Source organism: Caballeronia sp. DA-9, assembly GCF_051615025.1.
Classification (GTDB): Bacteria; Pseudomonadota; Gammaproteobacteria; order Burkholderiales; family Burkholderiaceae; genus Caballeronia; species Caballeronia sordidicola.
Window position 1 is genome coordinate 1,453,192 of the sequence record NZ_CP195133.1, and the last position, 13,517, is coordinate 1,466,708.

Consider the following 13,517-nt stretch of genomic DNA (forward strand, 5'->3'; position numbering starts at 1 on the left):
CGCACGATATGAACAGACTGAATGGCAAGACCGCTGTGATCACCGGCGGCGCTACCGGCATTGGCCGCGCCGCGGCAAAGCGCTTCATCGAGGAGGGCGCCTTCGTCTTCATCTTCGGCCGCCGGCAGGAAGCACTCGACGCCGCCTTGACCGACCTCGGCCCCAATGCCCGCGCGGTGAAGGGCTCGGTCTCGGATCTCGCCGACCTCGACCGGCTCTACGCGGCGGTGAAGGCCGAGCGCGGCACCCTCGATATCGTCTTCGCGAATGCCGGGGCCGGAAGCCCGCTTCCGCTCGGCAAGATCACCGCCGGGCACATTGACGAAACCTTCGACACCAACGTGAAGGGCGCGATCTTCACGGTCCAGAAGGCGCTGCCGCTGATGGGCGAAGGCGGTTCAATCATTCTGACCGGATCGAGTGCTGGCACTACCGGCGCCCCGGGAATGAGTGCCTACAGCGCGAGCAAGGCGGCAGTGCGCAACCTTGCGCGGACCTGGGCGGAAGACCTGAAGGGCACCGGCATCCGGGTCAATGTGCTGTCGCCTGGGGCAACAGCGACCGAACTCGCAAAGGAAGCGCTAGGCGAGGAGGGCCAGAAGGTCTTCGCCTCGATGACTCCGCTTCAGCGCATGGCCGATCCGGCGGAGATCGCGGCGGCGGCGGCCTTTCTCGCGTCGCCGGACAGCAGCTTCATGACGGCCAGCGAGGTCGCCGTCGACGGTGGCCTGGCGCAACTCTGACATGCTACGCCCGGCCGGTCACTCCATTCGATAGTCGGAGCCCGTAGCGCGTGGTAACTCAAAGGAAAATATATGAGCTATGCAATTATTGGGTTCGGCAAGATCGGTCAGGCTCTTGCCAAGGCGTTTGTCCGAAGCGGCATTGAAGTATCCGTTGCAACCACTCGCGAACCGGAAAGTTTTGCATCCGCCGCGGCCGCGATCGGACCTGGGATCATTCCCAAAAAACTAGCGGAAGCGCTCAAGGCGGACATCGTATTTTTGGCTGTCCGTTTCGAGTCACACCAGGATGTCGCGAAGGCGCTGCCCACCTGGAAGGGCAAGACCATCATCGATGTGACGAATGCCTATGGCGTGTCCCCTGGGGAACTGGGAGGACAGCCGTCTTCCAAGGCCGTCGCGCAGGCCTTCACCGGTGCAAGACTGGTCAAGGGCTTCAACCATTTGGGCGCTGCCGTCCTTGAGCAAGATCCGGCCGTACGTGGTGGCAGGAGAGTCGTGTTCCTGGCGAGCGACGATGACGGCGCCGCCGGGGAGATTGGTGCGCTTGCGGAAAATCTAGGTTTCTCGCCGATCAAACTCGGCGGGCTTTCCGAAGGCGGCCTGCTTGTGCAGGCGCGCGGAAATAGCTGGGGTCAACTGATCTTCAAGGACCTGGTCAAGTTCGACTGATGAATCGTGATCGCGAATCCTGATGCGATCATGCCTCGTGGAACGCCTACGCTAATCGCAGATCCCACAAGACATCGAGTACGTGTTGAGTGGTGCGCTCGACATGCCCCGCGCGGTGTGCAATGCCTAGTCGACGCCACAACGCCGGGCGCAACGCACGCATGACGACGCGCCTGTCGGGTAATGGCGTTGTGGCTTCATGGGGCAAAAGCGCCGCGCCGTAACCTGCCGCTACCAGGCTCTTGACCGCGTCGTTGTAGTTGAGCTGAATGCGCGGCGCAGGATGATGTCCCGCGGCCGCAAACCACTCCGCGGTCAGGCGCGAGAGACGCGTAGTCGCGTCATTGAGAATGAGAGGCCGAGCAGCGAGCCAATCAGGCGTTACACGGGCGGGGCATCGCCAATGCGCCGGCACGAAGGCCATCACGGGGTCGCGGCGCCAAGGCTTTATCGCGAGTCCAGCCACTGGGGACTGAGGCAGCGCGACCAGCCCGACATCCAGCGTCCCATCCGCCAATCGGACCAGCGTTTCATGCGACGTGAGCACCGCAAGCTGAATATCGATTGCGGGGTGGTGCCGGCGCAGCACCTCGAGCGCTTGCGGCAACAAGTACGCAATCACGCCGGTCGATGCACTGAGCCGCACGCGACCTTCGAGCCCCTGCACCTGGCGTTGAATATCGTCCAACGCCTGCTCCGCATCGGCCAGCAGTCGACGCGCGCGCTCCACTAGCACCTCTCCTATTGCCGACGGCCTTACCTGCCCGCGCTTGCGTGACAGGAGTGGTGCCCCAATGCGCTCTTCGAGTTCAGCGATATGGAGGCTGACTGTCGGAGGCGCCAGATTCAGCGCACGCGCTGCATCGGCAAATGAGCCACGTTCGGTAATCGCAATGAGAGTGCGCAAGCGGTCCAGGCTGATCTCTCGCATATCGGCGTCCAGATTCAGAAAAACTGAATGTTTAGGTCATGAAATTTAACTTTCTCTATTCTAGCGGTTCAGCGAACATGGACGCTCGTTCTGCCCGTTACAACCACTCGGAGGATTCCGCGTATGAGCGCTCCCATTGTTTTCATCGATGGTGACCAAGGCACCACCGGACTGCAAATCCACGAACGGCTGCGCAATCGGACCGATATCAAGCTCTTCACGCTGGCTGCCGCAGAACGCAAGGATGCGCGCCGCCGCGCGGACGCCATCAACGCCTGCGACATCGCCATTCTATGTTTGCCTGATGCGGCCGCACGCGAGGCAGTGGACGCCATCGTCAATCCTGCCGTCAGAGTCATCGACGCCAGTTCGGCCCATCGCACTCAGCCGGGCTGGACGTACGGTTTTCCGGAAATGACGCCGGGACAAGCTGAGCGCATCGCAAGCGCCCGTCGGGTCACCAATCCCGGCTGCTATCCGACGGGGGCAATTGGCTTGCTGCGTCCCCTGTTGCAGGCTGGGCTCATACCGAGCAACTACCCCATCGGAATCCATGCGGTGTCCGGCTACTCCGGACGCGGTCGTGCCGGCGTGGAGGAACACGAGCGGCAAGATGCACTCAACGCGCCTTCATTCCAGGTATATGGTCTGGAACTCGCGCACAAGCACGTTCCGGAAATTCAGACGCACGCCGGACTCGCGCAGCGGCCCATCTTCGTGCCTGCATATGGTGCGTTTCGTCAGGGCATTGTGCTGACGGTGCCGCTGCAGTTGCGGCTGCTTGCACCCGATGTGGACGGCGCCACGTTACACGCATGCCTCGCACTCCACTATGCGGATGCGGTGCATGTGCGTGTCTTGCCGCCTCATGAAGCGAGTGTCTTGACGCACCTTGATCCGCAGGCGCTGAACGGCACGAACGACATGCGCTTGAGCGTATTGCCCAATGAGGAACACGGGCATGTCCTGCTGGCCGCGGTTTTCGACAATCTCGGCAAAGGTGCATCCGGCGCTGCGGTTCAGAACCTGAACCTTATGCTCACGCGGCAATAGCGAGCGATTGCTTGAGATAACGGTCGGCTGCACCTACATGCCAGCGATTGTCGCCAATCTGGTCATGACCTTCTAACGTCTGGTAGTGGCGTGCCACCCTTGACGGCTGACGATCTGGCCGGAGTTCCGGATCATTTCAATTTCCGCTTGCGACTTGATGTTCCGCGTTTCCCAGATACACGGGGAGCCATCCACGAGTTGAATGGAACCCAGATTCCTCTGGACCTGAAGGAAGTCGTTCACAGGCATCCGCAGGACGGATTCACGACCGAGTTAAAAGCCGATACGGCCAAAACGTCGCGGCAGTTCGCTCAACGTCGAAGACAGGAGCGAAACCCCTTCGTCTTGAGGACGCGGTGCGGGCCAGGTCCGAATGCTGCCGACCGCGTACGTTGCTACAACGGGCTCGCCAATTTCGGGGACGACCGCAATCGTCTCGCCTCTCGCGGGAATGACAAGGAACCAGGGGCGTGCCGGTCTTTCCCAGAACTGCGTGTCGTAGCCCGTGAAGTAGCGATAGTTTGGCGACGCGGTAATAACCAGACCGTCCAGCTAGTCGACGCGTACATCCGCTGATATAACGAGAAGCGGATTAAGGTCTCCCCCGGTTCACTCAGCCCGCTTGAATACCGGGAAAGTTTCGGGCTTGCAGCATGAACCAGTCCAAGAATTTCGCCGCATCCCCAATTGCTCAGTGCCTCACTTTCGATCAGAAAATGTCGGTCATCCCCATTGCAGGGTCGGTGACCGAGTGACGGCCAGTTTCAATACGCCCGGCGATGCGGCGCAAGAAGCTGCGATCCGTGCTGCTGGTGATCTCGAAGTCATACCAAAAGCCTGTCTTGGCGAGGTTCCAGAAGAGCGCGACCGGGAGCTGGCCGTTGGCACCGATTGTCCACGTGTGGCCTGGGTCGAAACGTTCTTCCCGACCGAACGGCGCTGGAGCCGGCCATGCGCCAAAGCCCGCCACTGGGAAGCCACCGAAGCCCAGCAGATCCCGGCCAAAGCCAGGAGTCGGCAAACCAGGAATCACCTCCAGCGCACCGTAGACTTTGTTGGACTTGACGGTGAACTGTGCGGGCCCGGCGCCGTCATTGCGCAGTTGCAGGTGAAGGCTGCCGGTCAGCGTGCCGTAACCCACGCGAATCTCCAGATTGGCGGCCCGGCGGCCTTTCAGCGCGGTGAGGTCGCCCTTGAATTCGCGATGGTAGCCGTTCGGGCCGAGCACCCAGAGATCGTATTTGCCGAGGTCCGTTGAGGTCGGCGTCCATATGTCGTCCAGCGTCTTGCCCGGCTCGACCGCGTAACGCTTCGGCAGGCGGTCCAGATGCAATTTGTCATATACATGGAACACTGCACCCTGGCGCCCCGTATTGGCGAACAGCAGCTTGACGGTGCCGGCGTTTGCGTCCACGTGCGCGCTGGAATGCAGCTCGTAGGGCAGCGCCCGCGATGGACGGAAGCCGCTCGCTTGCACAGGCATGCCGCGGTTGGCGTCCGGCACGATCTGGCCCAGCGCCTGCTGCGTGGCGCGCAGCGCATCGGCGTCGGCCTTGCTCTTTTCGCCGGCGATAGTCGGAAGCGGCTCGTTGTTGGGTGTCGCGAAGTTGAGGGCCGAGGTCAGGTCGCCGTTGATCAGCCGACGATACGGCGAGATGTTGGTTTCCGTGATGCCGAAGCGGGCTTCGAGAAAGCGCAGCACCGAAGTGTGATCGAAGGTCTGCGAGTTGACCCAGCCGCCACGGCTCCACGGCGATATCACCCACAGCGGCACGCGCGGACCTGGGCCGTATGGCTTGCCGTCTGGCCCGGGCGGCTGACTGCCGGGCGCAGCGCCGGTGTCGGCGCGGGTGACATACGGATGGGTGAAGTACTCGGCGCTCAGGTCGGCAGTGTTCAGCGTGGTCTTGCCTGCATAGGTGCCATCTCCATTCGGTGACGGGACAGCGGCCGGGGGCACGTGATCGAAAAAGCCGTCGTTCTCGTCGAAGTTGACGAGCAGCAACGTCTTGCTCCAAACCTCTGGCACGGCCGTCAGCGCATCCAGGAATTGCTGCACGAACCACGCGCCCTGTACCGGGCTCGAGGGCCCGGGATGCTCCGAGTAGACGTCGGTTGGAACAACCCACGAGACTTCCGGCAGACGGCCATTTCTCACATCATCGGCGAAAGCTTCGACGAAGGTGCCGTTGGTGTTCGGGTCGGCGTCGGTGGTTGGCAGCGTGTTCGCGTAACCCTTGATCAGCGGCTGGGCCACGGCATCGGCCGGGTTGAAGGCCGGCTCGGCAGCCTGGCTCAACGATGCATTGACCTGGCGCGCTGACGGCAGCGCCTCGTTGGCCCGGCGATACTGCCTGAAACCGAGCAACGGATTGCAGCCGTAGGTGTTCTTGATGTTCTGATACACCTTCCAGGTTACGCCGGCCTCTTCCAGGCGCTCGGCGGTAGTCTTCCAGTCGAAGTAGGCGGACGCGGACGTAGTGACGTCGAAATCGCCGCTGAAGTTGTTGACGAAGGTCTTGCCATATGCCGGACCATTCGTGCCGGTGGCGTGGATGATGCGATTCGGGTGCGTGCCGCCCAAAAACGCGCAGTGGTAATCGTCACAGACGGTGAACGCTTCAGCCAGTGCCCGCTGAAACGGGATTTCAGCCTTGTCGAAATATCCCATCGTCTGGTTTTGCTTGGACACGGGCCATGCGGCCATGCGGCCGCCATCCCACGCGTTTTGCGTGTCGACCCAGCTATGCGGCGTGCCGGTCACACGTTGTGCGTTGCCCCTGGTCTCATCCAGATGGTATGGCAGGTCCACATTGCCGTTGGCATCGATTTGCTGCCACACGTTACGGCCGTTCGGCAGCGGGATGGTGAAGCGATCGCCGTAGCCGCGCACACCCTTATAGGTGCCGAAGTAGTGATCGAACGCGCGGTTTTCCATCATCAGGATAACGACGTGCTTGACGTCCTTGATCGTGCCAGTCTCGTGATGCGCGGGGATCGCGAGCGCGCGACGAATGCTGGGTGGAAATACGCTGAGCGCCGCAGCCGAAAGTCCGGCAGTGGCAGTACTTTGGAGAAATTTGCGGCGGGAGTTCACAGTGCGGGTGCTCCTTTTTTTCTAGCTGATCGTAGAAACCTTCGGTAGCGTTCACCGCAGCCGATCCGCCCCGCGAACTGGCACGGCTTGTCACGATCGATCTGATTGCACCGGTCGCGCGCCATGCTCGAAGTCGCCAGATAGAAAAGCCGCTTGCCGAGACCCCACTCGTAGAAGCCCAAGGATGTCTTGTTGCACGTCTGTAACCTGTAGTGCGGTGATTGTCAGGTTCAGACGACTGTGGAATATAAGCAGCGAGAATGACGGTATGGTGTCGGCGCTGAAATAGTTCTTCTAGTCGAAGACAGTCGGGCGCAAAAGTCGGCATCCTTGCTTAAGGCCAAATTGTTTGCTCGCTTGTTTCGATGTCCGGCGTGCTGCCGACGAATTTTGATGACGCCTGTTAGTATTTACGCGTCACCGGAGGGAATGCCAAAGTAAAGAATGACGCTTCGTCCGGCATCCTTCATTTGTCTCGCCAAAGGCAGAAGTAACCTGCATGTTTGCCAGATTCGTTCTGCACTTTCAACAGGAGTTGCACGATGGAATATGTGAAACTTGGCCGCACAGGTCTCGATGTATCACGTATATGCCTTGGATGTATGAGCTACGGCGTGCCAGACCGTGGCCCGCACCCATGGTCGCTGGACAACGACGCCGCACGCCCCTTTATCAAACAGGCGCTTGATCTCGGTATCAATTTCTTCGATACGGCCAACGTCTATTCAGACGGTACTAGCGAAGAGATCGTTGGACGCGCGCTAAAGGAGTTTGCGAGCCGGGACGAGATCGTCATCGCCACTAAAGTACACAGCCGGATGCGTCCGGGGCCGAACGGGGCGGGGTTATCGCGCAAGGCCATCATGGCGGAAGTTGATGCGAGCCTGAGGCGCCTCGGCACCGACTACGTCGACCTGTATCAGATCCACCGCTGGGATGACACGACGCCAATCGAAGAAACAATGGAAGCATTGCACGATGTCGTCAAAGCTGGCAAAGCACGTTATATCGGCGCATCGACAATGTATGCGTGGCAATTTGCCAAAGCACTGCATGTCTCCGAACGACATGGCTGGACGCGCTTTGTGACGATGCAGAACTATGTGAACCTGCTGTATCGCGAAGAAGAACGCGAGATGTTGCCGCTGTGCGAAAGCGAAGGCATCGGGGTGATACCGTGGAGCCCGCTCGCGCGGGGGCGGTTGACTCGTGATTGGGACAGCAGCAGCGCGCGCTCGGAGACTGACGAGTTCGGCCGCACACTGTACGCGACTACCGAAGAGGCAGACCGTCAGGTCGTCGAACGGGTGAGCGAGATTGCGACGAAGCGGGGCGTGCCTCGGGCCCAGGTTGCGCTTGCGTGGGTTCTGCAGAAAAGGCCGGTGACGGCGCCAATCGTCGGCGCGACCAAGCTGCATCACCTGAACGATGCGGTCGATGCCCTCTCGCTCAAGCTGACAATGGACGAGATCCACTTGCTCGAAGAACGATACGTTCCTCATGCGGTAATGGGCTTTAAATAAGGAGACCACATCGTCCGATCGGACTGACATTAAGGGGAATAGTTTGCGAACGACACCACGAACTGGGTGCCCGATGGCGCCGGCCTGACGGAGAGCCGCCAGTCGTGTGCGATGGCTATCTCCCTGCAAATAGCGAGACCCAGGCCGGCACCATCGTGAAGCGAATCGGGAGCGCGCCAGAACCGGTCGAAAAGGCGCGGCAAATGATCCGGGTTGATGCCGGGACCTTCGTCCGAGACGCGGATCGAGTCGCCGTCCACTGAAACGACCACCATCCCGTGCGACGGCGTAGCGTTGATCGCGTTTTCTACGATGTTCTTGAGCAGGATGAAAAGCGCGCTGCGATCCGCATTCATCGCGGGCTGCGCGCTCCGCGTGTCCACATGCAGCGTCACGCGCTTTTGATCGGCCTTGCGTGCGAGATAACCCACGACGTCTTGCGCTACATCGACGCGATCAACCTCGCCGAAGTTGAAGTTCTGCGATTCGCTTACTTCGGCGAGATGCAACAACTGCCGAACCTGGCGCGCCATCAAATCGATTTCGCGATACAACAGGTCCTTGTTCCGGATCTCCGGCTGCATTTCTATCTGCCCTCGTATCAAGGTCAGCGGTGTCTGCAATTCATGCGCGGCGGATGCAAGAAACTGCTGCTGTACCGCGAAGCCGTTTTCGAGGCGAGACAGCGCGTCGTTGAAAGCGGTGAGAAGCGGCTTGAGTTCGCTGGGCACGCTTTTCACGGATAAACGCGTTCGGAGATTGCGTGGCGTGATCAACGCAGCGGCGCTCGATGCATCCCTGAGCGGCTTGAGCACGCGGCGCACGGTGAAGGTCAGCGTCAGGCTGAAAACAATGGTCGCGGTCAACAATGTGATAGCCACGATCTTCGGCAACGGTTCGATCTTCTCGCCGAGTACGGCGCGGTTGAATGCAACGCTCGTCGCGCTTTGCACATACAGCCAGTGCTGCTGGTGAGGGACCTTAAGCGTGATCATCTCGAACGGTTTGTTGCCGATCGTCACGGCGTGGCGCACGCCAACCTGTTTGGTAAAACCGGTTGTGTCCCAACCAGGACCGTTTGTGACGCCCTTCGACGCCAGCAAAATTTTCCCGGACTCATCGAGTACGCGATACAGAAGTTCGGTCGGTACGGCTTCGAACATCCATTCGGTCTTCTCGTTGAACTTGACCGATACCGGCTGGCCGCTTGCGTCAAATTCCATCGACGTCGCCACACGTTGCGCAATGCGAATGTCATCAGCGTGACGGAAGTGCTCGGGCGGCATGTGAGTCAGCCCATAAAATGCCAAGCCGGCGATGAGCGTCAGGCTGACCGCCAGCGCCGCGACGCTCGTGATCCACAAGCGTGCCGACAGACTTCGGATCCAGTAATTGAGCATGATGCTACTTCCCATATTCGCTAATGAGGACAGCCGGACGGCGTCCATGCGCGCCGCTCATTACTCCGATGCCAGCAATCCGAACCCCGCTCCCCGCACATTGGCAAGCCGCGTCGTCGAGCCGATTGTCAGCATTTTCTTGCGCAAGCGATGAATGGTCACCTCGAGCGCATTTGGCGTCACCGCTTCGGCTAGTCCCCAGGCCGCGTGTTCCAGCGCTGAATGCCGGACGGTCTGCCCTTCGGCTTTCAACAACATGGACATGACCTGCGATTCCGCCAGTGCGAGCACGACCAGCTGATCGCCGCAATGCATCGCGCGTTGTTGCGGATCGAGTGAGATATCGGCGAAGCACTGCACGAGTTTCGTCAGAACTGCGGGTCTTCGCATCAGCGTACGCACGCGGGCAACCAGCTCGCTCATGGCGAAGGGTTTGGTGACGTAATCGTCCGCGCCCGTTTCAAGCCCGTCGATCCGGTCGTGCAGCGCGTCGCGCGCCGTCAGCATCAGGCACGGTGTCATGTTTCCGGTTGCCCGCAAGCTGCGCAGGAACTCGAGCCCGTCTCCATCGGGCAATCCGCGATCAACGATCATCACCACATACTCCGCGTGGCTCAGGCCGTACGACGCTTCGGAAAGCCTGCAGAAGATATCGGTCTCCACGCCCGCCCCGGACAATGCTTGCCTGACCATCTCCGCCAGACGCGCGTGGTCTTCGATCAGTGCGACTCGCGACATGCTGCGCTGCTCATTTGAATTGATAGAGATAACCCAGCCTGACTTCAGGAACGAATTTCTTCCCGATGATCGGGCTGTCTGTAATGCCGCTGCCCAGGTGCGACACGCCCAGATCGAGCGTAGCGAGTTGATGGCGCGTGACCTGATAGTCGAATTTCGTGCCTATGGAGACGTTGTAAGCGGCGCGGCCGGTGTACTGATCCCGGCCTGCCCGTACTTCGTTGGGCCTTACGCCGTAATAATAGTCGACATATTTATGGCTCAGCCAGTCGACGCCCACATGCGGCAAGATCGAAACATTCTTGAACTGGAAGGCCTTGCCGAATTCCACGCTCGCTTTTTGCCCTTTGTTTCCGCCGGTAAGGAATTCGCCCGAGAGCGTGCCATACGCGGTGTGCCACGACAGCGCCGGACCATACCAGAACGCGCCATTACGGGTTTGCATGCCGTTGAGGGCCGAGGCGTCGGAGCCCTTGTAGCCGTCGCCGAGAGCATACCGGCCGCGCAGCGAGAACAGCACGTTACTCCACTTGCCGACCTTGAAGTCGATGGTGGTGCCGGCGGCGTGCACCCATTTATCGTCGAAGTAAAACAGCGGGAGAGGGGAAAACCTCGGGCCGTAGCTTTTGTAAGGCGACTGTTGGTAGCCTACGCCCGCGCCGAGTCCCCAGTGCGTAACGTTGGTCGCGTTGCTCAACACCGTAAATCCTGTGTCGTCCGAGTCGGACAGATCGGTAACGATACCTTCTGCCCGTGCGGCAGCGGAATATACCAACACTGATGCAATGACCAGCAAAAAGCGGTGATCACGGCAAAGTAGCTTTCTCACAGTGGTTCCTTGATAGGGAAGGGTCCGAACGGACCCGACTCTAAGACCCACTGACTTACTGGTCACTTACTGTAGTGGTCTAATTTCCGCAGAGAGGTCGATAGGCAAACGATCCTGAATCGACGAGGAAAAACAACAGATGACAGGACGGCGTTTTTCTTTTTCCGAGTCGAATAGTAGTCCGGGATTCACCGCTCCTTACAACACGCAGGTCACGCTTTCGCGCGCGCAGTTGTCGACCGCGCGGATCGTGGCGCAGCTACTTTTTACGCCGTTGACCCATGAGCTTCACGATGCCGGTCGTCGGCGCACTGGTCAAGAGGCGAGGGATGTCTTCGAGGTGGACCCAACGGCATTTGGATATCTCGTTACTCGGGCGAGCCTTGGCGCGATTCGAGATTTCGCAGGAGAACACGTGATGGTGCTTTTGCTTTCCACGAAAGTCGAAGAGATATCTGGCCGACTTCCCGGAAAGCCGCGTCTCTTCCTTGAGTTCCCTAAGTGCGGCGTCCGGGAGATGTTCTCCTCGCTTAAGGATCCCGCCCGGCAAAGCCCACTTCGACTGACTACGTGCGACCAGGAGAATTCGCTTACCTCGGCGACAGATAACGGTGGCGCGTGTCTTCAAACTGAACTCCCACTTATCTCTTCCAGGTGCCTTCGGTGCGTCGGCATGTCGCGCGACGCTTGATATAAGCGAACATGCTAATACAAAACCGTAGATTCCCGGCAAGGTCTCGATATGGGAGCGGTCCATAAGCGACAATTTGGAAGTCGTTCATCAAATCGCCACAGAGATTGTGAAGTGGAAAATATCGCTGTGGGTAATGTCGCGGGTGAAAGTTTTCTTGTCCGACTCGACGCTTGAATGGTGGGCATGGATGCTGACTGGCCGTTGCCGCAGCCAATCAATCTCTTTTAGGAAGATCGGCAGCCAGTTGTTTCATCGCTATCAAGAACGGGTTCAATCGCAAGCACCTTTTCATCACTGGCGACTCCCATTGTCGCCGAGGCTGTGCGGCGGGCGGGAGATCTGGCCACGAATCGCGATGCTGAAGAATTCAGCCAGCTTTGCGTCGTATTACTGCAACCCCGCGCGGCGGTATCAGTGAGTTACTCGGGACAGGTTCGCGCGGGCCTAGTGGCTCCTCTAACGCGCTTGCACTTTCGGTCCGCCGGGCGTGGCCGAATAGCCGTCGTTCAACGTCTGCAAAAACGCGATGACATCCCGAATCTCCGCCTCGTTCAGTGCGGGCTTGTCGCCCGGCTTCCGGTTCAGCGGAGCATCAGCCACGTCGATATTCTCGCGATAGCGGATCGGGAGATCGTCGAATTTTTCGATCTTGCCGTGGGCAAGCTTCGGATACCACTTGCGCGGATTGGTGTCGCGCTCGACGTAAAAGCGCATCACCTGTTCCAGGCTGTGAAACCGGCCGTTGTGGAAGAATACCGAGCAGGTCGCGGCGTTGCGCAGCGTCGGTGATTTGAACATACCGCAGAAGTCGGTTTCTTTCGCCAGATCATGGCGATAGGGACCGCACAACCCGAGGTCGAAATATTTCGGATCGCGATTAGCCGGAATGGCGGGATTGCGCGGCACGCCGAGCGCAGCGAACGAAAAGTCGGCGAACTGTGCCGGACGACCGCCGGGGCCCGGCATGTCCAGATGGCATTTCGCGCAATTACCCTTGTCGGGGTTGTTAAACAGCGCATAGCCGCGCAGTTCCTGCGCCGTAAAATCCGCATTACCCGACATCGCAGCGTCGAATTTGCTCGTATAGGGATGGAAACTCACGTCTTCGATCTGAAACGCTTCGAGTGCTTCGCCGATGTGCGCGAATGCCTGATCGGTTTGAGAGAAAATCTGCGCGCCGAATACTTTTTTGAAGGTATCGGCATAAGCGCTGTGTTCCACCTTCGCCACGACTGCAGCCGCGCCGGCATTGGCCATTTCGTTGGAGTTGAGCAGCGGAAGCGCCGCCTGTTCATGCAGCGAGGCTGCGGAGCCGTCCTGCATAAAGCCGCCCGTCGGCCCTTCGTCTTCGGTATCTTCCGAGGCCGGCGTGTAGAAGTGGCGGCTAAACAGCGGCGTGAAGTTCAGGTATCGCAGCGACGGCACCGAGCGGGTTCCCGGCTGGCGCATGTCGGGACCGCCTAGCTGCACGGCAAGTCCGTTAGGCGGACCATATGCATGCTCCGGGCTATGGCAGCTCGCGCACGACATTTTTCCCGATGCGGACAACGACGCATCGAAAAATATCTGCTTGCCGAGTTTGGCACTCGGGCTCAGTTCAATCGCGCTCACTGGATATCGAACCCACCTCTGAACCGATACCTTGGAGACGGCCGGCATAGCGGCAGTCGATGCCGCTGCAGGCACGCCCGCACCATTACCTGTTCCGGGGCCGCCTGCAGCCGGCGGTTGAGCCATCGCCGCCAGGCCTACGCTCAATGCAAATGCGGCTATCGTCACAATGGACAGTTGAGTCGCAGGTTTGTGGCAATGTCGAATCTTCAGCACGCTTGCGCAA

12 protein-coding genes and 1 pseudogene are annotated in these 13,517 nt (G+C 59.7%); 5 read left to right on the forward strand and 8 right to left on the reverse strand.

From position 1 onward, the window contains the following. Positions 1 to 8 precede the first annotated feature (8 nt). A complete protein-coding gene (locus ACRWA7_RS22730) occupies positions 9 to 743 on the forward strand; it encodes an SDR family NAD(P)-dependent oxidoreductase (protein WP_438396223.1) in 735 nt (244 codons plus the stop codon). Positions 744 to 815: 72 nt separating this feature from the next. After that, the gene (locus ACRWA7_RS22735) at positions 816 to 1,415 is read left to right on the forward strand and encodes an NADPH-dependent F420 reductase (protein WP_438396225.1); all 600 of its coding nucleotides are present in this window, start codon (positions 816 to 818) and stop codon (positions 1,413 to 1,415) included. A 46-nt stretch (positions 1,416 to 1,461) separates the two neighbouring features. Here ACRWA7_RS22735 and ACRWA7_RS22740 read toward each other — a convergent pair whose 3' ends face one another. Beyond that, positions 1,462 to 2,346 (reverse strand): LysR family transcriptional regulator, encoded by an 885-nt coding sequence (locus tag ACRWA7_RS22740; protein ID WP_438396226.1) that lies wholly within the window; start codon positions 2,344 to 2,346, stop codon positions 1,462 to 1,464. Between the two features lie 123 nt (positions 2,347 to 2,469). Between ACRWA7_RS22740 and argC the strand changes: the two genes are divergently transcribed. Next, complete coding sequence (gene argC / locus ACRWA7_RS22745; RefSeq protein WP_438396229.1) at positions 2,470 to 3,399, forward strand: N-acetyl-gamma-glutamyl-phosphate reductase; 930 nt, start codon at positions 2,470 to 2,472, stop codon at positions 3,397 to 3,399. Between the two features lie 273 nt (positions 3,400 to 3,672). Here the strand turns inward: argC and ACRWA7_RS22750 are convergent, their stop codons facing one another. After that, on the reverse strand, positions 3,673 to 3,951 hold the full coding sequence (locus ACRWA7_RS22750; RefSeq protein ID WP_438396753.1) for an aminopeptidase P family N-terminal domain-containing protein: 279 nt from the start codon (positions 3,949 to 3,951) through the stop codon (positions 3,673 to 3,675). Here ACRWA7_RS22750 and ACRWA7_RS22755 point away from each other — a divergent pair. Next, positions 3,946 to 4,056 (forward strand): annotated as a pseudogene (locus ACRWA7_RS22755) (IS3 family transposase); the annotation flags it as partial. The gene ACRWA7_RS22750 and the pseudogene ACRWA7_RS22755 overlap by 6 nt on opposite strands. A gap of 52 nt (positions 4,057 to 4,108) precedes the next feature. Here the strand turns inward: ACRWA7_RS22755 and ACRWA7_RS22760 are convergent. Then, on the reverse strand, positions 4,109 to 6,496 hold the full coding sequence (locus ACRWA7_RS22760) for a phosphocholine-specific phospholipase C (protein WP_438396231.1): 2,388 nt from the start codon (positions 6,494 to 6,496) through the stop codon (positions 4,109 to 4,111). Between the two features lie 542 nt (positions 6,497 to 7,038). Between ACRWA7_RS22760 and ACRWA7_RS22765 the strand changes: the two genes are divergently transcribed. Then, positions 7,039 to 8,019: an aldo/keto reductase gene (locus tag ACRWA7_RS22765; RefSeq protein ID WP_438396233.1), complete on the forward strand. Its 981-nt coding sequence runs from the start codon at positions 7,039 to 7,041 to the stop codon at positions 8,017 to 8,019. Positions 8,020 to 8,048: 29 nt separating this feature from the next. Here ACRWA7_RS22765 and ACRWA7_RS22770 read toward each other — a convergent pair whose 3' ends face one another. The 5 genes from ACRWA7_RS22770 to ACRWA7_RS22790 all read right to left on the reverse strand — a co-directional run bounded on the left by ACRWA7_RS22770 (position 8,049) and on the right by ACRWA7_RS22790 (position 13,507). Then, positions 8,049 to 9,419 carry a sensor histidine kinase gene (locus ACRWA7_RS22770; protein ID WP_438396236.1) on the reverse strand — a complete coding sequence of 457 codons (1,371 nt, stop codon included), beginning with the start codon at positions 9,417 to 9,419 and terminating at the stop codon, positions 8,049 to 8,051. A 60-nt stretch (positions 9,420 to 9,479) separates the two neighbouring features. Then, positions 9,480 to 10,157: a response regulator transcription factor gene (locus ACRWA7_RS22775; RefSeq protein ID WP_438396237.1), complete on the reverse strand. Its 678-nt coding sequence runs from the start codon at positions 10,155 to 10,157 to the stop codon at positions 9,480 to 9,482. A 10-nt stretch (positions 10,158 to 10,167) separates the two neighbouring features. After that, entirely contained in the window at positions 10,168 to 10,986 is an 819-nt protein-coding gene (locus ACRWA7_RS22780; RefSeq protein WP_438396239.1) for a MipA/OmpV family protein, read from the reverse strand. A 259-nt stretch (positions 10,987 to 11,245) separates the two neighbouring features. Further along, the gene (locus ACRWA7_RS22785; RefSeq protein WP_438396242.1) at positions 11,246 to 11,614 is read right to left on the reverse strand and encodes an NUDIX hydrolase; all 369 of its coding nucleotides are present in this window, start codon (positions 11,612 to 11,614) and stop codon (positions 11,246 to 11,248) included. A 522-nt stretch (positions 11,615 to 12,136) separates the two neighbouring features. After that, complete coding sequence (locus ACRWA7_RS22790; RefSeq protein WP_438396245.1) at positions 12,137 to 13,507, reverse strand: cytochrome-c peroxidase; 1,371 nt, start codon at positions 13,505 to 13,507, stop codon at positions 12,137 to 12,139. Positions 13,508 to 13,517 lie beyond the last annotated feature (10 nt).

Coding starts and splice junctions, on each gene's coding strand:
- ACRWA7_RS22730 (WP_438396223.1), top strand. CDS start 9: ATGAACAGACTGAATGGCAAGACCGCTGTGATCACCGGCGGCGCTACC.
- ACRWA7_RS22735 (WP_438396225.1), top strand. CDS start 816: ATGAGCTATGCAATTATTGGGTTCGGCAAGATCGGTCAGGCTCTTGCC.
- ACRWA7_RS22740 (WP_438396226.1), bottom strand. CDS start 2,346: ATGCGAGAGATCAGCCTGGACCGCTTGCGCACTCTCATTGCGATTACC.
- argC (WP_438396229.1), top strand. CDS start 2,470: ATGAGCGCTCCCATTGTTTTCATCGATGGTGACCAAGGCACCACCGGA.
- ACRWA7_RS22765 (WP_438396233.1), top strand. CDS start 7,039: ATGGAATATGTGAAACTTGGCCGCACAGGTCTCGATGTATCACGTATA.
- ACRWA7_RS22770 (WP_438396236.1), bottom strand. CDS start 9,419: ATGCTCAATTACTGGATCCGAAGTCTGTCGGCACGCTTGTGGATCACG.
- ACRWA7_RS22775 (WP_438396237.1), bottom strand. CDS start 10,157: ATGTCGCGAGTCGCACTGATCGAAGACCACGCGCGTCTGGCGGAGATG.